Genomic DNA, 23,407 nt, shown 5'->3' on the forward strand with positions numbered 1-23,407 from the left:
TGAATAAAAGTACGTAATTTACCGCATGCGTATCTTTATTTCAACCATCACTCTGTTGCTGCTCGCCCTCACGGGATTTTCGCAGCAATATTATCTGTTTGTAGGAACCTATACGAAAGGCCCCGGCGCTGAAGGGAGCAAGGGCATCTATGTCTATACCTTCGATGCGGCAACGGGCGAGACCAAACCTGTCAGTACAATGGCGACTACGAACCCTTCCTACCTGGCGGTTGCCCCAGGCGGGAAATTCGTGTATGCGGTCGGGGAAACGGACGGAGCCGAACCGGGCAGCGTAAGCGCTTTTTCCTTTGATAAAAGCACCGGCAAGCTAACCTTTATCGACAAGCAGCAAAGCGCCGGCGCCGATCCTTGTTATGTAACGGTTGACGCCACGCGCAAATGGGCGATGGTGGCCAACTACAGCGGCGGAAACTTCTCCGCGCTGCCGATCGCCGGTGACGGCTCGCTGCAACCCGCGGCCCAAACCTTCCAGCATACGGGCAGCGGCGCCGTCAAGGATCGCCAGGAAAAAGCGCATGTTCACTCGACCATCCTTTCTCCCGACGAGAAATATCTCATCGTTTGCGACCTCGGAACGGACAAGCTGTCCCTGCTGCGATTCAATCCCGGTTCGGCCAGGCAGCCGCTGACGCCGGCCGCGGATTCCGTCGTCGCGGTTCAGCCCGGCACCGGTCCCCGTCACTCCGCCTTCCATCCCACAAAGCCCTTTGTTTATGTCATCGGAGAGCTGAGCGGCACGGTGGACGCCTTTCATTTCAGCGGCGGCAAGCTGACGCCCATCCAGCATATCTCCTCGCTTCCCAATGGATTCAAGGGCGATATCGGCAGCGCCGACATCCATGTCTCACCCAACGGGAAATTCCTCTATGCCTCCAATCGCGGGGACGCCAACAGCATCGTGATCTATGCCATCGACCAAAACACGGGAAAGCTGACGGTAAAAGGTTTTCAGTCGACAATGGGAAAATGGCCGCGGAATTTCATCATCGACCCGACAGGTCACTGGCTGCTGGCCGCCAACCAGGCCGGTAAAAACGTCGTTCTCTTCAAGATCGATCAGCAAACGGGTCTGCTGAAGGCTACAGGCAAACAGCTGGAGATCCCGGCGCCGGTCTGTCTCAAAATGACGCCGGTAAATTAAGATCATCATCATTTCCACGCATTGCGCAGGAAGCGAAGCCAGTTGCCGTGGAAGATATTTTCGATATCCTGCCGGGTGTATCCTCTTTTGGCAAGAAGGTGGGGTAGCATGGTTTGCAGATCGGCAATGGTCTCGAGGTCATACGGGCATTGTTCCTTGCCGAACCCTCCGTCCAGGTCGGTTCCGATGCCGATATGCGAGACATCGCCCGCTATCTGGCAGATATGATCCAGGTGGTCGACCATCTTTTCGAGGTTGCAGCCCATTGTTTTGGGATCCGATTTACCCCGTATCCAACCCGGTACCATCATCCACGCGTCGAGCGCCCCGCCGATGACCGCCCCCTTTGAGACAAGCGCGCGGATCATCTCATCGCTGAACTGGCGGTTATGGTCCACCAGCGCGCGGCAGTTGTTATGACTCGCCCATACGGGACCGTTGAAAAGCTCCATCGCGTCCCAGAATGCGTCGTCGTTCAAATGGGTCGCATCGAGGATGATCCCCAGCCGCTCCATTTCGCGCAACAGCGCCTTTCCATCGGCGCTCAGCCTGCCACTGCTGTCGGTTCCATTGGCATACCGGCCGGGGCCATAATGGGCGGGACCAAGCGCTCGCAGACCATACGCATGAGCCCGCTGGAGGTAGTCGGGAGTGATCATCGAGTCTGCGCCTTCCAGGCTGAGGATATAGCCGACGGGCAGGCGATCGACCGGTCCCTCCGCGACGCCCTTGGCGCCGATTGCCCCCATCCATCTTGCTACATGCGCGTCCAATGAAGCCCGGTCTTTGATCATCACCATCTCTCCTGCCTCCTCCATTGCCTTATACCAGGCAAGCTGTCCCTGGGTCTGGGCCCAGGCCTGCTGAGGAGAATGCCAGCCGGGAAGAGGGTTATCGGGCGCAACAAAGCGGGCGATCTGCGTGGCTACGACCAGTCCGATCCGACCCTCCCGCAATTGCGGCAGTGACACGGTGCCCCTGCCCCGGTCGGGTTTATCGGTAAGCCCGGCCTCACGCCGCCGGATAGCGGACACGGGCAACCGCAGATCGCGGTTCCATTCCAGCGCGTTCATGCTGAGGTCCAAATGTGCGTCGATAATAAACATAAAGATTTTGATGATTTCAACGAATGATCCGGCCCGTAGAGCCGTGTTGGATGAATTGTTCTACTTCGGCACGATTGATCAACGCCCAGTCGCCTGCGATGCTTTGCTTCAGCGCGCCGCAGGCCGCTGCGAATTCAATGATGTCCTGCGGCGCCAGGCCGCGCATGAGCCCGTACAACATCCCCGCCGTGAAAGCATCTCCGCTGCCGATCTGATCGGTGATGAACGGTAGCTCATGACGGGTGGAGAAATAGCATTCTCCCTTGTACAACAATGCACCGGCATAGCCGTGCTGGATGCCGTGCGGAGTGCGAAAGCTCATCGCCAGCACTTCCAGGTTCGGTATCTTCTCCCCAAGCGCCGAACTGCACTCCCTGAACCGATCCTCATGGGAGGCCGTCCTGTCCGTCTCGATGCCGAAGTAAACCGCCGCCGAATCGAGGTCGGCCACGGCTACGCTGCTATGCTGTAACAGACCGGGCATCACTTCACGGGGATGCTTACCGTATTTCCAGAGCGTCGTGCGGTAATTGAAATCTGCGGAAATGCGAACCCCTTTCTCGCGGGCAACGCCAAGAGCTTCCACGCAAGCGTCAGCGGACGACTGGGACACCGCCGCCGAGATCCCGCTCCAATGGAACCATTCCACTCCCCCGAGGCAGCTGCGCCAGTCCACTGCGCCGGGTCCTGCCAGCGCATAGGAAGAGCCGTCGCGGTCATAGATGACGCGGGTGGACCGGATGCCGTTACCCTGCTCGGTAAAATAGACGCCCAGCTTTTCTCCGCGGTAGACGATATGATCCGTTCCCACTCCCTGCCCCTGTAGTTGCCTGACGCCCGTACGGGCAATCTCGTTGTCCGGTAATATGGTGACATAATCGACGCCGATGCCGAGCCGCGAGAGCAGCACGCAGGCGTTGGCCTCGGCGCCCGCATAATAGGCGTCATAACCGTCTGTTTGCGCGATACGTTTGTTCTGGCGGGCATGCAATCGCAACATCAGCTCGCCGAATGCGACCAGTTCGATCTTGTTTTTCACCTACCAAACCTACACAATAATTCTTTTTTATACGGTAAAAAATGTCAATGCAACAAGAACACTGCCTCGATTTCTACCGGGATATTATCCGGTAGGGACCCGAAGCCGACGGCGCTGCGTACGCCGACGCCGTTGTCGGTACCCCAGACCGAGGCGAACAACTCGCTGCAACCGTTGACTACATAGGGATGCCGTTCGAACTCCGGGATGCAATTGACCATGCCGAAGACCTTCAGGACCCGCTTGATCTTATCGAGGCCGCCCAAATGGGTCACGATCGTCGAGAGCATCGTGAGTCCGACCTGGCGCGCAGCCAGCTTTCCCGCCTCCATGTCCAGCTCTCTGCCGATCCGTCCGATGATCAGGCTCTGGTCATCCTGTACGGGACCGTGCCCGGACAGATAGAGGGTCTTGCCCTCGATCAGATACGGTTTGTACACCCCCACCGGGGAGGGCGCCGGTGGCAGGCTAAGACCCAACCGGCTTATTTGTTCCGTTGCGGAAATGTTTTCCATGCCGTCTATTGTTTGTCCCACCAGATACGGGTCATCAGATCGTCCGCGCCCTGGCGGGCGACAGCCGCATTGTAATTGGTCGTATTCAGGTTCTGTTCGGAGATCGGATATTCGAATCGCCGGAAGATCTGCCCGCCCGTCGCGTTCGTCGGGTAATTATTGGGCACCAGCGCCGGGTAGCCCGTACGGCGATAGTTGTTGTACACTTCGTCGGCATTCGGGAAGATGCTCACCCAGAACTGGGTATAGATCTGCCGCAGCTGCTGATCCAGGGTTCCCGATACCAGCGCATTGTTGGCGACGTAAGCATCGATCGCCGGCTGCTGGATGGTCCCCGCGCTTCCGGCGATAATGGACCAATGACGCATCGCCGCCCGGACCCCCTGTTCATACAGCGACACTGCCGTGGCCCCGCTATACCATCCCCGCAGCGCCGCCTCGGTCAGAAGGAAATAGGATTCGGCGGCGGTGAAAAGCAGCTTCGGCGAGCCGAGCCCCAACACCGTTGCAGGATTGGGTTCACTGTAAGTAATGAAATTAGCCGGCAGCTTATTGGGAATATTCTGCGGCATCCCCTTTTGCTTGTAGGAGGTGGTATCCGGCTTGCCGCCGATCCAGACGATGGAGATGATGGGCAGCCGGGGATCGTTGGTAGACTGCAGATAGCTGATCCAGCTGTCCGCATATTTACCGCCTTCCGTATTGGTCTGGCCATTCTGAGCGATATAGTCGCTGTTCCAGAGGTTCAGGATCTCGGGGTTCTTGTTGATATCCTGCCCGGTTGAGATATAGTGCATCATCGCGATATCGGCGTCCTGCATGATGACGCCGCCGCCGATGGCCTTGGTCACCCAGGTTTGGGCGGAAGCGATATCGACTTTCGTCAGCCGCATGCCCATCCGGAGCATCAGGGAATAGGCGAACTTCTTCCACTGCGCGGGGCTGCCGCCGTAGATCAGGTCGGCCGATCCATAGGAGCTTTTCGTCGCGTCGAGGCTTTGCGCCGCGGCATCCAACTCGGACAACAGGCTGGGATAGATGGTCGACTGCGGATCGTAGGCGGGTTTATAGACCGCGGAGTCGTAACCCAATCCGGCCTCGGTGTAGGGGACGTCCCCATACAGGTCCGTCAGGCGCATGAAACAATAGGCTCGCCAGATCCGGGCGATGGCCAGCCAGTTCACCTTCGAGGGATCGGTCTTAACCGCCTTGATGACGATATTCAGCTGGTTGATCTCATCGGGGTACGCGGCGCCGAAGGCCGAACCCGTTTGCTGAACCTGGCTCTGGATATACTTGGATCCAAATCCGGCCACATCATTATAGCTGGTGGTATACTGCATAGTGCCCAGCAACAGGTCGGAACTGCTCGAGCCATAGTGGCCGCCGGCGCCGGCGCCATTATATTCGGCCAGCGTAAAGACGTATTGGGGAGTCGGTTTGCTCACCGCGTCCGGGTTTGTGTTGAGGTCTTTGTAACCCTTGTCACAAGAGGACAGCCCGAAGGCCGCAAGCCCCGCTATCAAAATTCCTTTATTGAGATTTTTCATTGTGTCTTGATTTGTTTTTTAGAATTTCACGGCAAGGTTCAACCCATAGGTCCGCGTCCGCGGAAGCCCGATCGATTCGAAGCCCTGGTTATTGCTGTTGGTAAAGCTCTGTTCGGGATCGAAGTTGTGCGTCTTGCGATAGAGGATGAACAGGTTGCGGGCGACAAAGGAGATATTGGCCGACTGGATCTTCAGCGTGGAGATGTTCTTTATCGGCAGCTGGTAGGAGAAGATCACCTGCCGGAGCTTGACAAAGCTGCCGTCATGGAGGAACAGCTCGGAATAGGTCTTATTGTTGTCGTAGTAATTCCGTAATACCCCATTCGCCTGGGTGATGACCGTGTCATAGGCCGCACCCGACTGGTCAACGCCTTTCAGCTCGAGACCGTTGGCCCGTCCGGGCAGGGTGCTCTTCAGCTTACCCATCCGGGTGGCGTACAGTTCGAAGATGGAGAAGATCTTATTCCCGAATTTCCCATCCAGCAGGACATTCAGGCTAAAGCGTTTGTACCGGAACTCATTGGTGAGGCCCATGGTGTAGGGCGCCACGCTGTTCCCCAGCACCTGTGTGGCCGTGGTGGCCACCGGCGTATGTGTGGTACGACTGTAAACGATCTGCCCCGTCTTGGCGTCACGCGTCATCCTCGTTCCGAGAATGGTGCCGAAGGGACGGCCTACCACCTGGTCGAGTGTTGCCCAGGCGTTGACGCTGGCCGCCATCTGGATCAGCGGAAGACCCGGCGCCAGCTGTACGACCTTATTGGAGTTGTAGGCGACGTTATAGCTGACATTCCAGTTGAAATTGGGGGTCCGGACCGGCTTGCCGGTCAGCAGCACCTCAACCCCGCTGTTCCGCAGTTCGCCGATGTTCAGGATGACATTGCTATACCCCGAAGTGGTAGAGATCGCCGTATTGACGATATCGTTTGTCGTCTGCCGGTTGTAGTAGGTGAAGTCGATCCCCAACCTGCTCTTCAGCATTTGCAGTTCCAGGCCGCCTTCATAGGTGGTGGAGGTATAGGGCTTGAGGTTGGGATTGGTGATGACATTGTTCCCATTGACATCCGGCGTCACGTTCTGAAGAGTAGATCCGCTACTGGTCACATTGCTGTAGGTGAGGTTGATGGAATACGGATCGGGAGCGCCGCCACCCACCTGCGCCCAACTGCCGCGGAGCTTGGCATAACTGAAGAACTCCGGCAGCTTGACCGCGTCCGAGAGGATGAAGCTGCCTCCGACGCTCGGGTAGAAGATATGATTGTTCTTAGGGCTCAACGTAGAGAACCAGTCTTCCCGGCCGCCAAGAGTAAGGAAAAAAAGACTCTTGAAATCGAAGTCCACCGATCCGAAGATGGAGTTGGTCCCGATGCGCGGCGAATAAGGGATGGTGGATTCGGAACTGAGATTGATAAAGCTGTAGAAATACGGGATCGTGAAGTTGAGGCCGCTCAGGGTCAGCCGGTTCTCCGAATTCTTACGGGTATTGGCCCCCACGACGGCGGAAATGCCGATATCCTTCGAGAGGTTCCCCTTGTAAGAAGCCGTGACGAGACCGTTGAACTCCGAGAGATCGGTCTTGATGCCGGAATATTGCCCGTTGGGTTCATACAGCGTACCCGTGGGAAGGATGTTGTAATAATTATAGTTGTAGAAGTCTTCGCTGGCCGTTCCTTTGATCACGAGGTTCTTGAAAAGTTCGTAGGAAACGGAAGCCTGACCGATGAACCGGTTCTTCGTATCCTTCTCCTGGTATTTGTTGATCACAAAATAGCCATTGGAAGCAATGGAGGCATCGTTCCATATCCGTTCGTTGCCATTGGAGTCATAGCCGGGCTTCAACCAGCGGACATCGGCCGTGTTGGCGATTTCCAGCGGGGTCCAGTTCGGGTTGCCGAGCGCGTCACCGGCGCCGGTCCTGTTTTTGCCGGTCTCCAGGTTGTATTGGGCAAGGGCATCGATGGACAGACGGTCGGTGAGCTTGCTGGTCAGGGAAAGATTGAGCGTCTTGCGGTCATAGCTCGTCTTGGGCAGGATGCCGTTGCTGGTCAGATCGGCGGCCGAGAAACGATACACCGTCTTTTCATTGCCGCCGGAGAAGGCGATACTGTTGGTGAAGGTCGAGCCCGTCTGGTAGAAGTCCTGAACGTTTTTCTTCTTTGCCGTATAGGGATGGTTTTTCCCGTCGACCGCTACATAGTTTGTGTTACCGTCGATCAGCGCTCCCCAGGATTTCCGGCCCGAGGCCTGTGCGCTGCTGAGGTCGATGGATTCGACCCCATCCAGACCCTGACCATACGTATATTGAAAATCGGGCACTACGGCTACATTCTCCAGCGTCGCGGTGGAGTTGTATTCGACGCCAACCCCGCGTTGCGCCCTGCCCTTCTTTGTCGTGATCAGGATGACCCCGTTACTGGCGCGGCTGCCGTAAAGCGCCGCTGCGGTTCCGCCCTTCAGCACGCTGATGGATTCGATGTCGTCAGGATTGATACCGGCGATGCCATCCCCGCGGTCGACGTTGTTGGTGATCCCATTGACCGTTGGCGGACCGCCGGGAACGGAGTTGTCGATGGGCATCCCGTTAACCACATACAGGGGCTGGTTATCGGGACCGAGCGTCCCGTTCCCGCGGATCGTCACGCGGCTGGAGCCCCCGGGACCGGTTGACAGCCCGGCAGCGTTCACACCGGCAACCTTGCCGGTAAGCGCATTGGCAATATTGTTCTCACGGGCCTGGGTGAACTCATCCCCTTTCACCGTCGTTACGGCGTATCCCAGTGATCTTTTTTCCCGGTTGATCCCCAAGGCCGTCACGACCACTTCATTCAGCGACGCCTTTGAATTGTCAAGAACCACAGAGACGACCAACTGTCCCCGTTCAACAGAGACCCTGCGGGTCTCGAAACCGACAGAACTGATATCCAGTTCCAGCGGTCCATTGTAAGCAGGAGGCAACGTAAGGGTAAATGCGCCGGCGGCATCCGTGGCGGTGGCGGTCTTCTTATCGGAGGCAAGCGCAACAGTTGCGCCGGCAAGCGCCGAACCATCGGGTCCTTTCACGGTACCCTTGAGATGACGATCGGAGGACTGAGCCTGGCCAGGGAGGAAAAGAAGCCAGCAGAAGCCCAACAGGAGGCCCCGAAGGGCATTGGGGAATTTTGTCATGAGCAGTATTTTTAGCTTTGGTTGGAGATTCTTGCAATTTTTGCAAGTTCCTGAGCCGAATATAGTGCAAAAAATGCGAAATGAGAAAATTAATTGCAAAATATTTGCATATTTCAGTACTAATCCGGCTGCCATTTGACCGCATTGCACGAAACCATGCAAAAAATGCAAAAAAATCCAATTAATCCCCCTACAACCCCGGCAATGTTCTATCTTTATCCATCCAAGAAAGCGCCGTCAGCCGTTATGCTCAAACCAAAACCTTCCGGTTCCATGCCTGTAGCCTTGCAAAAAAAAGATCGGAAAAGTCTGATCCTGAAGCAAGTGAATATTCACACCCGTTTGATGTATAATGACCTGGTCAACCTCATCGACGTGTCCGAGGATACGATCCGCCGGGACGTCAACGAGCTGGCCGAAGAAGGACAGCTGATCAGGATCAAGGGCGGCGCGATGTCGGCGGCCTATCACTACGGACATGACGCCAAGACCTATGCGCAATCGAGCAAACTGATAATTGCGGAGAAGGCCTTGCCATTGCTCAGGGATGATATCATCGTCCTGATCGGCGGCGGAACCACTGTGCGCGAATTCATCAAGAAGATCCCCACCACGCTGCGCGCCACTTTCATCACGGTGAATGTTCTCACTGCCGTCGAGCTTCTCGATAAACCGATGATCAAGACGATCATGATCGGCGGCCAGCTGTCCACGTACAGCCAGATGACGGTCAGCGGCGAGGTGTTCGAATACCTGGCGGGTATCCGTGCCGACCTCTGCCTCATGGGCACGAACGCCATCGACAGCAGCGCCGGGCTCACCGACTCCGACTGGGAAACGATCCAGGTAAAAAAGGCCATGATAAAAGCAGCGGAAAAGGTGGCCATTATCGCGATCTCCGAAAAATTGAATTCTTCGATGCAGATGAAGATTGCAGACATCGATGAAATAGACTATCTTATCACCGAATTGTCACCCGACAGTCCCGAGCTCCAGTCCTATCGGGCGAAGAACCTGACTATCCTATAGCGGGCCACGGGCCCGCCGGCCGAAGGCCATTAACAGACCTAATAATTGCCATTGATCATGAGAATATCTCTGCTATTGCCCACCCTCTTACTCACCGTATTTTCCTCCTCCGCCCAAATCACAGTCGCTCATCTCCTTACCGAGAACCTGTCCGATCCCATCGGGATCGACAGCAGACAGCCGCGCTTCAGCTGGCAGCTTGCCGCTCCCGACCGCAACGTGCTGCAAACCGCCTACGAGATCCAGGTCGGCGATGGCCCCGAAAGCGGCAAAATCTGGAACTCCGGGAAAGTGCAATCGGACCAGTCCTTATATATCCCTTATGGCGGGCCGGCCGTAGCATCGGGCCAAAAATATTTCTGGCGCGTCCGTGTCTGGGATAACAAAGGCCGCGCAAGCGGCTGGAGCAAGCCTGCCTCCTGGCAAATGGGGCTGCTTACGCCCGCCGATTGGAAAGCACAGTGGATCCGGGTGGCAAACGAAGACCCTTCCCAACCGAGCCCCTTGTTCCGAAAGACCTTTATCGCGCAAAACGGCATAGCCTCCGCGACGGCCTATATCACCGCACACGGCCTCTATGAAGCGCAGATCAATGGTCAGCGGGTCGGCGACGCCGTTCTCACACCCGGCTGGACCTCCTACAACAAACGACTGCAATACCAGGCCTATGATGTTACCGGCCTGGTCCATCCCGGTAAGAATGCGGCCGGCGCCATGCTCGGCAGCGGCTGGTACCGGGGATATGTCGGCTTCGAAGGACAACACAATGTTTACGGCACCGAGCTATCGCTGTTGTTCCAGCTCGTCATTCGCTACAAGAACGGTCACACCGACACGGTTGGCTCGGATGGCAGCTGGAAGACGGCAACCGGCGAGGTCCGTCATTCGGAGATCTACAACGGCGAGACCGTCGATGCCCGCAAAGAGCAAAAAGGTTGGAGCCTTGCCGACTTCGACGATACCCGCTGGGAGACGGCGCAGACGGCCGATCTTCCAAAGGATAAGCTCATTGCGACCGTCAACGAGCCCGTAACGAAACACGAGACCTTTCATGCGGCAAAGCTCCTGACGACGCCCAGGGGTGAAAAAGTGATCGATTTCGGTCAGAACCTAACCGGCTGGGTACTGGTGAAGATAAGAGGCAAGGCCGGCGACAGTATCCGTCTCTCCCACGCCGAAGTGCTGGACAAGCAAGGCAATTTTTATACAGAGAACCTGCGAAGCGCAAAGGCCCAGGACGTGTTTGTCCTGAAGGGCGGTGGAGAGGAGATATTCGAGCCGCGTTTCACCTTTCATGGCTTCCGGTACATCCGGATCGAAGGTGTCGACGGAGCCGTCAACCCGGATGATTTTACCGCGGTGGTCCTCTACTCGAACATGCCGAAGACCGGTAACTTCAATTGCTCGAACGTCCTGATCGATCAATTGCAGCATAATATCCAATGGGGCCAGCAGGGAAACTTCCTGGACGTGCCCACCGACTGTCCGCAGCGGGACGAACGGCTGGGATGGACCGGGGACGCGCAGGTGTTCTCGCGCACCGCCGCCTTTAATCGGGGGGTGGATAATTTCTTTGCCAAATGGCTGAAAGACCTTGCCGCCGACCAGGTCTCCAACGGCGCCGTGCCCTTTGTGATCCCCAATGTCCTTGGCGACGGGGCCAGCGCCAGCGCCGGTTGGGCCGATGTGGCCACGATCATCCCCTGGAATATGTACCTGGCTTACGGCGATAAGCGGATCCTCGAAGATCAATATCCCAGCATGAAGGCCTGGGTAGAATATATGCGGGGACAGTCGAAGAACGATCTCTGGAATACCGGTTTTCATTTCGGCGATTGGCTGTTCTACCGGCCCTTTGACGACAACGACGGGCGATCGGCGGTGACGGATAAATATTTGATCGCGCAATGTTTTTATGCCCATTCGACGCAACTGCTCATCAATGCCGCAACGGTGCTGGGGAAGAAAGAGGATGCCGACAATTACACGGCCCTGTTGAAACGCATAAAAGATGCCTACCTGCAGGAATATATGACCCCCGACGGCAGGTTGGTGTCCGGGACGCAAACGGCCTATGTGCTGTCGCTGCAGTTCGACATGCTGCCCGAGGCGCTGCGCAAGCAGGCCGCGGAACGGCTGGTAAAGAACATCCAGGATTACAATTATCACCTGACCACGGGCTTTCTCGGAACTCCCTACCTCTGTCATGTCCTTAGCCGGTGGAACCAGACGGACGTCGCCTATCGCCTGCTGTTGCAGGACAGCTATCCGAGCTGGCTCTATCCCGTAAAGATGGGCGCCACGACCATCTGGGAACGCTGGGATGGGATCAAGCCCGACAGTACCTTCCAGACGCCGGGCATGAATTCTTTCAATCACTACGCCTATGGCGCCATCGGGGACTGGATGTACCGGGTGGTGGCCGGCATCGACACCTACGAGGACGGTCCCGGTTACCACCACAGCCGGATCGCGCCCCACCCGGGTGGACGCCTCCGCTCCGCCTCCGCCGATCTCGAGACCGGCTACGGAAAGCTCAGCAGCCACTGGGAGATGAAGGATGACACCTTTCACCTGGAGGTCGTCGTCCCGGCCAATACAACGGCGACGGTATGCTTGCCGGCCGTCGACAGAGGACTGGTGACCGAGGGCGGAAATAATCTCTCGGCCGTAAAAGATATCCAAATCGAAGGTATCGAAAAAGGCTACCTGCTGGTGCGGGTCGGGTCGGGGACTTACCACTTTCGGGTAAGCAAGTAAAAGCGCAACCTTTGCCAGAATTGTTTGTAACAGAAAGGACATGATGCGATCTCTACTATTTTCCTTACTGCTTTCCGGTCTGGCCGCCGCGCCGGTCCGCTCTTTGGCGCAAGCTCCCTTCGCCGTCCGGAAAGACAGTGTAACGCGCATCCTGCGGATCTATGAGGACAATGATGGGATCAACATCTTCGGTCAATCGACGGACGATGCCTATACGAACGGCACCCGCATCGATCTGTTCTACCAGCCTGCTCACCGGCCACATGGTCTGCTGGGCAGGTTTGCACCCCATGCCGGCGACAGCAGCATCGATATCTACGGCTGGGGAGTGATGCAGCTGATGTATACGCCGATGGACATCAGTAAAAGCAACTTCCAATCCCATGACTATCCCTATTCCGGCGCGATCGTCGCCACCCATACCCGGTATTCCTACAACCCGGTAAAGAAGTATGACTGGCAGACCGAGTTGGTCATCGGCGCATTGGGTCCGCTGTCCCTGGCCCATCAGACCCAGTCCGTCATTCATCATCTCACAGGCTTTATCCAGCCCATGGGCTGGGGCACGCAGTTCCGCAACGACCTCCTGCTGAATGTGAACCTCACCGCAGAAAAACAGCTGGCAGAGTCCGGTGGAACGCTGCGGATCATCGGCGGCGCACAACTCTATGCCGGCACGATGCAGAACGGCGCGGCGATCTATCCGCTGATCCTGCTGGGAAAGATGAATCCGTATTTTGACGGGTTCTTCAGCCAATATACGGCGGGCTACGACGCGGCAGGTCACAAGCGCTGGCAATTGTATTTCTTTGCCAAACCGCAACTACAGTATCTCCTTACAAATGCCCTGTTGGAAGGCGGCATTTTTACCGGCAATCCCAATCTGCAGGCGCCCGACAAACCGTCCGCGCAAAACCGGCAGCAGTCCTCCGCTGCCTCTTCCCCACCCCCGCCGTCGATCCCCGCACTACAGCATTGGGTGCCGTCCCTTGCCTATGGCGGCGTGCTCTCAAACGGCAATTTCAGCATCACTCTGACCCAAAATGTCAGCTCGGCGACATTAAAAGGTTTGTACTGTCATGACTGGGGCAATATTTCCCTCTACTTTGGCTGGTAAATTTTACGGCATTCCCGTTTTCCCACTTTTCCCGCGAACATTTTGCCCTCCGCAGCGGTAATATTAGTCGACGAATAAAAAGATCGAAAGACAGGAACTATTAATAATTGACGACCGGACAATGGCGAAACAGACAGGCTATGAACAGAATTTTACCACTGCTTTTTATCATCGCAGGGTTATCGACGATTGGATCAACCCGCGGACAGACTCCACAAACCAGCAATAATAAGGACAGCATAACCCAAATGCTTCGGCTGTTCGAAGACGACGACTACATCAATTTCTGGGGAAAAGGAACGGACAATGCATACACCAATGGCAGCCGGATCGATTATTACTACCAGCCGGAACATCATCCGCACGGCATACTCGGTAAATACGGTCTGACGGCCGGTGTTGGCAGTACAGACGTCTACAGCTGGGGAGTATATGAGATCATGTACACCCCCGACAATATTACAAAGACCGACTGGCAACCTAACGACTACCAATATGCGGGAGGTATCGTCGCCAGCCACTCGCGTCATTCCATCAACCGGGAAAAGAAATACTCCGTTCAAACAGAGCTCGTGTTCGGACTGATCGGTCCGTCGGCATTGGGAAAGCAGATACAATCGGGCTTTCACCGGCTCATTCACTACACCCAGCCGATGGGCTGGGGTCATCAGTTTCGCAACGACGCCCTGGTTAACATCAACCTCTCCGCCGAGAAACAATTGTTGACGGCAAGCCGCTGGCTGACGCTGATCGGAGGAGCGCGGGTCTATGGCGGCACGATGCAGAATGGCGCTGCAATATCAACCACACTGCTGATGGGTAGGATGACGCCCTGGTTCGACGGGTTCTTCAGTCACTACCTGAGTCCGGGCCGGGATCGTAATGGACGAAAAAACTGGCAGGGCTATTTTATCTTCCAACCGGAGTTGCAATATTTCGCGCAAAACGCGATGTTACAAGGCGGGCTGTTTACGCATAATCCGAATCTCTTACCGGATGGCAAAGACCAGCCGGCCTCCTCCGCGCCGCAAAGCGCGCCGCAACTGGAACCCTGGGTGCCTTCCGTCACGTATGGATTTGTATTTTCTCAGGGCAAATTTGGATTCTCTATTACAGAAAATGTTTCTTCGTCAACACTTCGTCATCTTTACTGTCATGATGTCGGCAATGTCTCGCTCTACTTCGGTTTGTAAATAAATTTCTTTTTCTTCAACGAACTTTTTTGAAACCGGATAGTAATAATAGTTAACCAAACGAAAATGAAAATGAAAAGTAAGATTGGAATTGTAACAGTCCTGTTAGTAAGTTTTGCATTTGCATCGAAAGCGCAAACATCCACACCCGCCGGTAGCACTACATCATCTACCGATAAGGAATGGAGGCTTAGTGTGGGTCCGGAATTTGGTATTCCCAGCGGCAACTTTGCACACAATTATGGCTGGCTCTTCGGCGGTAGCGTACAACTGGACATTCCTGTTTTTGTCCCAGGCCTCTACGTTACGGCCAACGCCGGGTATGACAATCTCATCGCAAAGAAGGACGTCGCCAATATCAATGTCCAGACGATCCCGGTGAAGGCGGGTTTCAAGTATTTCGTCTTTAGCGATCTCGTTTATGTCCAGGCCATGGCAGGTGTACATTTCCTCGCAAACAAGTCGGATCTGAACGCCGACAAGGCCGCAGCCTTCACCTATACCCCCGGAGTGGGAGTCTTGCTGAAGCTGGCGCCGAAGAACTATCTCGACCTTGGCGTACGGTGGGAAGAGACGGCCGGCTTCTACAATGGAGGCGAAGGCAGCGGAGGCAACAGTTACGGTCAGGTGACTCTCCGGGTAGCGTACAGTTTTGGGCTCTAGGACCCGGTCCCGCCACCCCCCCCGGCTGGCGGTATTTCATTTTTCATGAAGTCTTAATATAGGTTAATGGCGGGCATACGCTTTGAGTATAACTTTGTGTCATTGTTTAAACTTCAAAAAACACAGTTATGGCTACTAAATGGGTTCTCGATCCTTCCCACTCTGAAGTGGAATTCAAGGTAAAACACATGATGATCTCGAACGTTAGCGGCAAATTCACCAAATTCGACGCCACCGTTGAGACGGAAGGCGAAGACTTCATGACCGCAAAAGCAACCTTTACCGCCGATATCGACTCCATCAATACCGGTTCCGACCAGCGGGACGGACACCTGAAAAGCGCCGATTTCTTCGACGCCGGCACTTATCCCCAGCTGAAATTCGTCGCCTCCAAATACGAGAACGTCGACAATGACGGCTCCTATGAAGTATGGGGCGACCTCACCATCCACGGGACCACTAAGACCGTCAAGCTGGATGCCGAATTCGGCGGCGTTATAAAGGATCCCTGGGGCAACACCCGCGCGGGGATCAGCGTCAACGGCAAGATCAACCGGAAGGACTTCGGTCTTAGCTGGCATGGCGTGACCGAGACCGGCAGCCTGATCGTCAGCGATGAGGTCCGGGTCCATATCAACCTGGAATTCGTAAAAGCGTAATATATAAGGGGGCCGGAAGGCCCCCTTTCTTTTCGTATATTTGCGCATGCACTATGTTTCCGTTGAAGGGCTTAACAAATCCTACGGTGTAAAGCCGTTGTTCCAGCAGATCACGTTTCACATTGAAGAAGGCGACAAGATCGCCCTGGTTGCCCGCAACGGCAGCGGGAAATCCACCCTCCTTCGCATTCTCGCCGGCAAGGACACCGCAGACGGCGGTACAGTGTGGATACATAAGGACGTCACCGTGGCGCTCTTCGAACAGGAGCCCGTTTTTGCCGAAGACCGATCCATCCTCGACAATATCTTCCATCATAACCATCCCATCATTAACGCGATCAAGGCCTTTGAAGCGGCCACCGACTCCGAAGACGTGGACAAATTGACCGACGCCATCGTCCGTATGGACGAATTGGGCGCCTGGGATTTCGACACCAAGGTCAAGCAGATACTCGGTAAGCTGAATATCCACCATTTACAACAGCCGGCCGGGACCTTGTCGGGCGGTCAACGCAAACGGGTGGCGCTCGCCAAGACCCTGATCGATATCGGCTTTGAGCACAAGCATGTGCTGCTGATCATGGATGAACCAACCAACCATCTCGATGTGGAAATGGTCGAATGGCTGGAAAATTATTTGAACCAGGAAAGAGTGACGTTACTGCTGGTAACCCACGACCGCTATTTCCTGGACAACGTTACGGAGGAGATCTGGGAGATGGACGGCAGCAGCTTGCATGTCTATAAGGGCGATTACGAGAATTACCTCGAGAAGAAAGCGGCCCGGATGGAAAACGACGCGGCCAGCATCGAGAAGGCCCGCAATACCTATCGCAAAGAGCTGGAATGGATGCGCAAGCAGCCCAAGGCCCGCACGACCAAGAGCAAGAGCCGCCAGGATAATTTTTACGTCGTGGAAGCAAAGGCCAAACAGCGCATCGAAGACAACCAGATCGAGCTGCAGATGAAGATGAACCGGCTTGGCGGGAAAGTGGCCGAGTTGAAGAAGGTCTACAAAAGCTTTGGCGAAAAGGTGATCCTGAAAGGCTTCGACTATACTTTCAAACGGGGGGAACGCGTCGGCGTCATCGGCCGCAACGGTGTCGGCAAATCCACTTTTATCAATATGCTGCAGGGGCTCGAACCACCGGACAGCGGCAAGATCAACATTGGGGAGACCGTGATCTTTGGCAACTACAGCCAGCAGGGCCTTGTCATCAAGGAAGATATGCGGGTGATCGAATTTGTGAAGAACATCGCCGAACATTTCCCGCTGGCGGCAGGAGGATCGTTAAGCGCGGCTCAGTTTCTCAATCTATTCCTCTTCCCGCCCGAACAGCAATACACCTATATCTCGAAACTCAGCGGTGGCGAGAAACGGCGGCTACACCTGCTGTCCATTCTTTTCCGCAATCCCAATTTCCTCGTATTGGACGAACCGACCAACGATCTCGATCTCCCGACCCTGGCGATCCTGGAGAACTTCCTTAGCGAATACCAGGGTTGTCTGCTGATCGTCTCCCATGACCGGTATTTTATGGACCGGCTGGTGGATCACCTCCTCGTGCTCGAGGGCGATGGCCTGGTTCGGGACTTCCCGGGCAACTACTCCCTGTACAGAGATTGGCAAAAAGACAATGACGCCGATGCTGCCTTCCCCAACGAACAGGTAACACCTAAGGCGGAGCCCGCACCCCCAGTCTCTTCCGCACCGGCCGCCCCCAGGCGCCAGCTATCTTATAAGGAAAAAAGAGAATTTGAGGGCTTAGAGCAGGAGATTGCTTCGTTGACGCGTGAAAAGCAGGAAATAACCGAGAAAATGAATAGTGGTGCCGCGGCTTTTGACGAATTGCAAAAAATGTCCATCCGAATCGGGGAGATCGCACAGATACTCGACGATAAAGAACTGCGTTGGTTGCAGCTGAGTGAGCTTGGATAATTCAACCGCTCATCCATTTATCGGCGGGCGAAAGACCCGAGCGCATATATTTGGCCCCATGAAAAAACTTCTACTATGGCTGTCGGTGTTCGCTGCAAGCGCCGCTCAGGCCCAAAAGATGCCCGATCCCCGGCCTTTTGCCAAAACCATCACCGCGGAAGATCTGAAAAAACATCTCTTCATTGTCGCCAGCGCCGACTTCGAAGGCCGTGAGACCGCGACGGAAGGCCAACGCAAAGCGGCAGCCTATATCGAAAACGATTTTCGTTCGCTCGGCCTCAGGCCCGGCAATGGCGACAATTACCAGTTGCAATATCCCGTCTACCAGGATTCGCTGGAATCGGCGTCGCTCTCCGTCAACGGCCAGTCCTTTGTCTTCAACAAGGACTTTTTCGTTCCGGTCTCCCTTGACTATAGCGCCGAAATGGGCGCAGCCGATATCGTATTCGCAGGATATGGCCTCAGTGATTCGACCCGCGACGACTATAAGAACCTGAATGTAAAAGGCAAGATCGTGCTGGTGCTGGGCGCCAACCCGCCCGGGACCCAGATGCCGGCCGGCCGGGCAGCGAGAAGGTTCTTCCTTGCCAGGCAGGAAGCCGCGCAGAAGAACGGTGCAGCCGCGCTGCTCATCCTTCAATCCACGGCGCCGCGGAATGTCCGCGAGCCCAAAGGCAATATGTCGATGACGGAATACCCCCGGACGCTCTTCCCCAACACCTTTTATATCACCGATGACGTGGCCAGGGCCATTACCAGGGATGACTTTTCTTCCGTACAGAACGCCGGCAGCCTCGGCAAAACGTATGCCGCCGGAGTAAAGCTGGTCGTCAAAAAGACCACCCTGCATCTGCAAAGCAGCGACGTCCTGGGCTTCCTGGAAGGCACCGATCTGAAAGACCAGATCCTCGTTATCTCCGCCCACTACGATCACCTCGGCAAACGCGGGAATGTCATCTGGTACGGCGCCGACGATGACGGCTCGGGCACGGTCAGCGTTCTCGAGATCGCCGAAGCATTTGCTAAGGCAAAGGCAGCCGGGAAGGGTCCGCGCCGCAGCGTCCTGTTCCTGGCCAACTCCGGCGAAGAAAAAGGGTTGTTCGGCTCGCAGTATTACTCCGAACACCCCACCTACCCGCTGGATAAGACCACGGCCGACCTTAACATCGATATGATCGGCCGCATCGATCCCAACCGCAAGATCGGCGACTCTACCAACTACGTCTATGTGGTCGGCAGCGACAAACTGTCCACCGAATTGAAACCAATCAGCGAAGGCAATAACAAGAAATACTCGAAGCTGGAGCTGGATTATAAATTCGACGACCCCAGCGACCCGGAGATGATCTATTATCGTAGCGACCATTTCAATTTCGCACGGAAAGGCGTGCCCATTATTTTCTACTTCGACGGCATCCACAAGGACTATCACCAGCCGAGCGACACCCCGGACAAGATCAACTATGATATTATGGAGAAGCGGGCACGATTGGTGTTCTTCACCGCGTGGGAAATGGCGAACCGGAATGAGATGGTAAAGCGGGATATTGCCCTGCCCAATCTCAGCAGGTGATCTTATAGCACCAGCGGAACAGCTTTCCCTGGAAATCGAATGGAGTGGTGGCGTTGGTAATGTCTTTTACCGACGCCGCCATTATTTTTTCCGTCTCGATCTGGAAGCGGCGGTAATTGGTACTGAAATACAACACCCCGCCCGGCTTCATCGCCCTTAGCGTTTTATTGATCAGCTCCGCATGGTCCCGCTGAATATCGAGAAAATCCTTCATGCGCTTGCTGTTACTGAAAGTCGGTGGGTCCATCACGACAAGGTCGTAGTACCCCGCCGGCGCCTCGTCCAGCCATTGCTTGACATCCGCATGGATGAACCGATGGTCGCCTTCCGGCACGTTCAGGGCCATATTGGCCTCAGCCCAGGCCAAATAGGTCTTTGACAGATCGACGGAATCCACCTGTATGGCGCCGCCCGCAGCGGCATAGACGGAAAAAGAACCGGTGTAGCAAAAGAGATTCAGCATTCGCTTATCTCTTGCTTCGGCCCGCACCATGCCGCGGGTGACGCGATGATCCAGGAACAGGCCCGTGTCCAGGTAATCGGTGAGATTGATGCGGAACGACAGCCCGGCTTCCTTCGCGATAAAGAAATCCTGTTCGCTGGCCAGCTTTTCATACTGGTCCTGCCGCCCGCCCTTGCGGCGCCGTTCGCGGTAAAAAATATGATCGTCCGGAGTCTCGAGGACCTCGCTGATGGTCGGGATGCAGGATTCGAGCCAGCGGTCATGCTCCTCTTCCGTCATTCCATGACGACGCTGGTATTCGGCAAGATACAGCTTGTCCTCGTACCGCTCGATACAAAACGGGAATTCCGGCAGATCGTGATCATAGATGCGGTAACACGAGACGCCCTGCCTTCGCGCCAATTTACCGACATGGCGGATATCTTTTGTCAGCCGGTTGCGGAACATTGGTAATTTCTCCTCGCTCATGCTCTATTGATTTTGTGCCCCGGTCTGGCCTCTCACCAAAATTAGGCCATCCCGGTGCACGGTCTAATGATTGGCCTTCGGCCAGCGGCCCTGTGGTCCGCTTTGTCTTAATCTTCTAAAACCCATGGCAGCCAGGAAACAGGTGCCGCCGACTACCCACCACAGCGGCCGGAACCCCGCATGCCCTGCGATCTCTGCGCCGCCCGCAGGTCCTACGACCTGTGCGGTCGACCAGGCGATGGTATAAAGCCCTGCATATTGACCCCGGGTGGCGGCGGTGGTCCGGGATACCCAGAAGGAGTTCATAAAGGGCATGGACAATATCTCGCCGATGGTCGTCAGGACCATACAGAAGAAGGCCACGCCAAGGGATAGTGGCAGGATATTGAGCAGGAAATAGGATATTCCTACGAGCGCGGTCCCATAGAAAATATAATGCAGGTTCTCCCGCCGGCCTTCCAGCCGGAAGACCAGGATCATTTCGAAGAACGCGATGATCAGTCCGTTCATAGTCATCAGCAGCCCGATCATGTATTCGGGGAGATGGAGCGTTTGTTTATAGTACACGGGGAGAACGGAGAACAACTGAAAGAAGCAGGCTCCAAAGAGGATGGTGCAGAAAATGAACCCCAAATAGATCCTGTCGCGATACGGCGTCTGGACGGCATCCGCCTTCGCCGTTTCGGGATGTCCTTTTGTGGACGCGGCGCCGAGGAAGTAGCGGATCAGCAGCGCCGCGACCAGGTTGGTGCCGCCGTCGACCCAGAACAGGAGGTGATAGTTGATGGAGGCGAGGATACCGCCGATAGCGCCGCCCACGGCCCAGCCGAGGTTGATGGCCAGCCGGTTGAGGGAATAGCTGCGCGTGCGGTTCTCTTCCTTGCTATAGGCGGCGATCGCCGTCGAATTGGCGGGCCGGAAGGCCTCGTTGACCACGCTTAACAGGAAGGTGCAGACGCAGATCAGTGGATAGCTGGTCATCTCGCCCAGCAGCATGAACAGGAACCCACCCCCGGTAAGTGTCACCAGCTGCACCTTGTGGAAACCGAAGCGATCGGTCATCCTGCCGCCGAGGAACCCGCCGCAAACAGCTCCCAACCCGAAGACGCCGACCACCGCTCCCGCCTGCCCGATGCTGTAACCCATGGAGGGCTGCGTCAGGTAGATGGTCATGAACGGTATCACCATCGTGCCGCTGCGATTGACCAGCATGACGGCGGAAAGAAGCCAGGTTTGTTTTGACAGGCCGCTGTAAGCGTCCCGGTAAAGCGCTAACATGAATGGCAAAAATAAAAAACCCGCCCATTTGGGCGGGCCTTTTTTATCTTATTTTATTTACTTGCCGAATACTTTCTTTAGCAAGTCGTCGACTTGCGCAGCGGGATTCGTTCGAATATTCTTCTCTTCCACGGCCACATAGTAGAAGACTCCATCGAGCGCCTTCGCGGTGGCGTAACCGGGCAGATCGCTGTTGACCTTCGAAACCAGGGGCATTTTGTTATAGGTGTCGAAGATCTGTTTCCAGTACTTCGTGGCGCCGGTCTTCTGCAGCGAGCTGTCGATGACCGGGCGGAACTTAGCGGTCAGCTGGGCCGAGGTGGTCTTGCGCAAATAACCGGTTGCCGCCGTATCGGGTCCTTTGAGGATATTCACCCCGTCGGTGACGGTCATGTTCCTGATGGCGCTGAGAAAGATCGGCGCCGCGGATTTTGCCGCATCTTCGGCGGCGCGGTTAAGACTGAGGATCGCTTCGTCCACCTGTTTGCCGAAACCGGCGCTGCGCAGCGTCCTTTCAACCTTCGCCGCTTCGGGAGGCAGCAGGATCTTGACGGCGGCATCCTTGAAGAAGCCGTCGACGGCCGAGAGTTTGTCGGTGCTCTTTTGCGTACCGTGGTTCAATGCGTCTTTCAGACCGGCCACGATATCATCCGAGCTCAGTCCTTTTCCCCCACCCTTCAGGGCGTTCTTTGCCTTGTCGAACAGGCTCTGCGCGCTAAGCATGGAAACGGAGAACACAACGAGAACAAAACAGGAAGTAAGCTTTTTGATCATTGGAGGATTTTTATCGGATTTAAAAGTAGGTCCTAATTTGGTAAAACAATGTTAAGGAACGCCCTGTACGAGGATTTATTGCCCACGGCATATGCCCGGGAAACCCTATTTTTGCGTCTCATATTAACAAAATCACTATGGGATTTACCAGAGTAATTCTTGCATCGGCCCTTTGTCTTTCCGCGGGAATCAGCGGCTTTGCCCAAACGGCGAAGCCTGCTACCGGAACCAAACCGGCAGGCACGGCTGCACACAAACCGGCGAATGCTTCCAAATCGATGGTCAACGGCCCCGTTTTGAAGAACGAGCTGGACTCGGTCAGCTATTCCATCGGTCTCAGCGTCGCCAATTTCTACAAGCAGTTCAATGTAACCAATATCAATACGGCCATGTTGGTCCGCGCCATCAATGACTCCAAATCAAAAACGGCCAAACCCCTGCTGGATGAGCAGCAGGCCAATTCCTGTCTCACCGGTTTCGTTCAGAAAACCAAGGCTGAAAAAGCCTCGGGCAATAAGAAACTGGGCCAGGATTTCCTTGCCGCCAACAAGAACAAACCGGGAGTCGTGACCCTGCCCAGCGGTTTGCAATACCAGATCATCAAGGAAGGTACGGGTCCCAAGCCCGCGATCACCGACCAGGTGCGGGTGCATTATCATGGAACCCTGATCGACGGCCGGGTATTCGACAGCAGCGTTGAAAGAGGGCAGCCCGTCGAGCTTTCCGTCGGCGGCGTGATCGCCGGCTGGACCGAAGCGCTGCAGCTCATGCCGGTCGGCAGCAAATGGAAGCTCTTCATTCCTTCCAATCTCGGCTATGGTGACCAGCAGGCCGGTCCGATGATCGCGCCGGGTTCGACGCTGATCTTCGACGTCGAGCTGCTCGACATCGTCAAGCCCGCGGGCACGGCGCCAGGTGCGGCCCCGGACAGCACAAAACATTAAATGAAAAACC

The 23,407-nt window shown here is 55.6% G+C and carries 18 protein-coding genes; 10 read left to right on the forward strand and 8 right to left on the reverse strand.

The genetic code is table 11. The features are described from left to right. The first annotated feature begins 25 nt into the window (after window positions 1-25). A complete protein-coding gene (locus VHE34_RS15585) occupies window positions 26-1,162 on the forward strand; it encodes a lactonase family protein (protein WP_325589548.1) in 1,137 nt (378 codons plus the stop codon). A gap of 8 nt (window positions 1,163-1,170) precedes the next feature. Here VHE34_RS15585 and VHE34_RS15590 read toward each other — a convergent pair whose 3' ends face one another. The 5 genes from VHE34_RS15590 to VHE34_RS15610 are packed head-to-tail and all read right to left on the reverse strand — an operon-like array spanning window position 1,171 to window position 8,537. Continuing rightward, window positions 1,171-2,268, reverse strand: coding sequence for a dipeptidase (locus VHE34_RS15590; protein ID WP_325589550.1), 1,098 nt, complete (start codon window positions 2,266-2,268; stop codon window positions 1,171-1,173). 16 nt (window positions 2,269-2,284) lie between these two features. Continuing rightward, on the reverse strand, window positions 2,285-3,307 hold the full coding sequence (locus tag VHE34_RS15595) for a sugar kinase (protein ID WP_325589552.1): 1,023 nt from the start codon (window positions 3,305-3,307) through the stop codon (window positions 2,285-2,287). Window positions 3,308-3,351: 44 nt separating this feature from the next. Continuing rightward, window positions 3,352-3,822 carry a RidA family protein gene (locus VHE34_RS15600; protein WP_325589554.1) on the reverse strand — a complete coding sequence of 157 codons (471 nt, stop codon included), beginning with the start codon at window positions 3,820-3,822 and terminating at the stop codon, window positions 3,352-3,354. A 5-nt stretch (window positions 3,823-3,827) separates the two neighbouring features. Further along, complete coding sequence (locus tag VHE34_RS15605) at window positions 3,828-5,372, reverse strand: SusD/RagB family nutrient-binding outer membrane lipoprotein (RefSeq protein ID WP_325589556.1); 1,545 nt, start codon at window positions 5,370-5,372, stop codon at window positions 3,828-3,830. A gap of 18 nt (window positions 5,373-5,390) precedes the next feature. After that, on the reverse strand, window positions 5,391-8,537 hold the full coding sequence (locus tag VHE34_RS15610; protein WP_325589558.1) for a SusC/RagA family TonB-linked outer membrane protein: 3,147 nt from the start codon (window positions 8,535-8,537) through the stop codon (window positions 5,391-5,393). Between the two features lie 273 nt (window positions 8,538-8,810). Between VHE34_RS15610 and VHE34_RS15615 the strand changes: the two genes are divergently transcribed. The 8 genes from VHE34_RS15615 to VHE34_RS15650 all read left to right on the forward strand — a co-directional run bounded on the left by VHE34_RS15615 (window position 8,811) and on the right by VHE34_RS15650 (window position 19,470). Then, window positions 8,811-9,566 carry a DeoR/GlpR family DNA-binding transcription regulator gene (locus VHE34_RS15615; RefSeq protein ID WP_325589561.1) on the forward strand — a complete coding sequence of 252 codons (756 nt, stop codon included), beginning with the start codon at window positions 8,811-8,813 and terminating at the stop codon, window positions 9,564-9,566. Between the two features lie 57 nt (window positions 9,567-9,623). Next, entirely contained in the window at window positions 9,624-12,326 is a 2,703-nt protein-coding gene (locus VHE34_RS15620) for a glycoside hydrolase family 78 protein (protein ID WP_325589563.1), read from the forward strand. A gap of 40 nt (window positions 12,327-12,366) precedes the next feature. Next, window positions 12,367-13,443 carry a lipid A-modifier LpxR family protein gene (locus VHE34_RS15625; RefSeq protein WP_325589565.1) on the forward strand — a complete coding sequence of 359 codons (1,077 nt, stop codon included), beginning with the start codon at window positions 12,367-12,369 and terminating at the stop codon, window positions 13,441-13,443. A 140-nt stretch (window positions 13,444-13,583) separates the two neighbouring features. Beyond that, complete coding sequence (locus VHE34_RS15630; RefSeq protein WP_325589567.1) at window positions 13,584-14,636, forward strand: lipid A-modifier LpxR family protein; 1,053 nt, start codon at window positions 13,584-13,586, stop codon at window positions 14,634-14,636. 72 nt (window positions 14,637-14,708) lie between these two features. After that, complete coding sequence (locus VHE34_RS15635) at window positions 14,709-15,299, forward strand: hypothetical protein (protein WP_325589569.1); 591 nt, start codon at window positions 14,709-14,711, stop codon at window positions 15,297-15,299. A gap of 128 nt (window positions 15,300-15,427) precedes the next feature. Beyond that, on the forward strand, window positions 15,428-15,958 hold the full coding sequence (locus tag VHE34_RS15640) for a YceI family protein (protein WP_325589571.1): 531 nt from the start codon (window positions 15,428-15,430) through the stop codon (window positions 15,956-15,958). Window positions 15,959-16,004: 46 nt separating this feature from the next. Then, window positions 16,005-17,897 (forward strand): ABC-F family ATP-binding cassette domain-containing protein, encoded by a 1,893-nt coding sequence (locus VHE34_RS15645; RefSeq protein ID WP_325589573.1) that lies wholly within the window; start codon window positions 16,005-16,007, stop codon window positions 17,895-17,897. Window positions 17,898-17,955: 58 nt separating this feature from the next. Next, window positions 17,956-19,470 (forward strand): M28 family peptidase, encoded by a 1,515-nt coding sequence (locus VHE34_RS15650; protein ID WP_325589580.1) that lies wholly within the window; start codon window positions 17,956-17,958, stop codon window positions 19,468-19,470. Here the strand turns inward: VHE34_RS15650 and VHE34_RS15655 are convergent. From VHE34_RS15655 to VHE34_RS15665, 3 genes are all read right to left on the reverse strand, one after another. Then, a complete protein-coding gene (locus VHE34_RS15655) occupies window positions 19,460-20,401 on the reverse strand; it encodes a class I SAM-dependent methyltransferase (protein ID WP_325589582.1) in 942 nt (313 codons plus the stop codon). The genes VHE34_RS15650 and VHE34_RS15655 overlap by 11 nt on opposite strands. Window positions 20,402-20,464: 63 nt before the next feature. Then, a complete protein-coding gene (locus VHE34_RS15660; RefSeq protein ID WP_325589584.1) occupies window positions 20,465-21,679 on the reverse strand; it encodes an MFS transporter in 1,215 nt (404 codons plus the stop codon). A gap of 57 nt (window positions 21,680-21,736) precedes the next feature. Beyond that, window positions 21,737-22,453 (reverse strand): DUF4197 domain-containing protein, encoded by a 717-nt coding sequence (locus VHE34_RS15665; protein ID WP_325589586.1) that lies wholly within the window; start codon window positions 22,451-22,453, stop codon window positions 21,737-21,739. Window positions 22,454-22,590: 137 nt separating this feature from the next. Between VHE34_RS15665 and VHE34_RS15670 the strand changes: the two genes are divergently transcribed. Next, window positions 22,591-23,397, forward strand: coding sequence for an FKBP-type peptidyl-prolyl cis-trans isomerase (locus VHE34_RS15670; RefSeq protein WP_325589588.1), 807 nt, complete (start codon window positions 22,591-22,593; stop codon window positions 23,395-23,397). Window positions 23,398-23,407: the final 10 nt, after the last annotated feature.

Origin of the sequence: Puia sp., assembly GCF_035546395.1 — a bacterium.
GTDB lineage: Bacteria > Bacteroidota > Bacteroidia > Chitinophagales > Chitinophagaceae > Puia.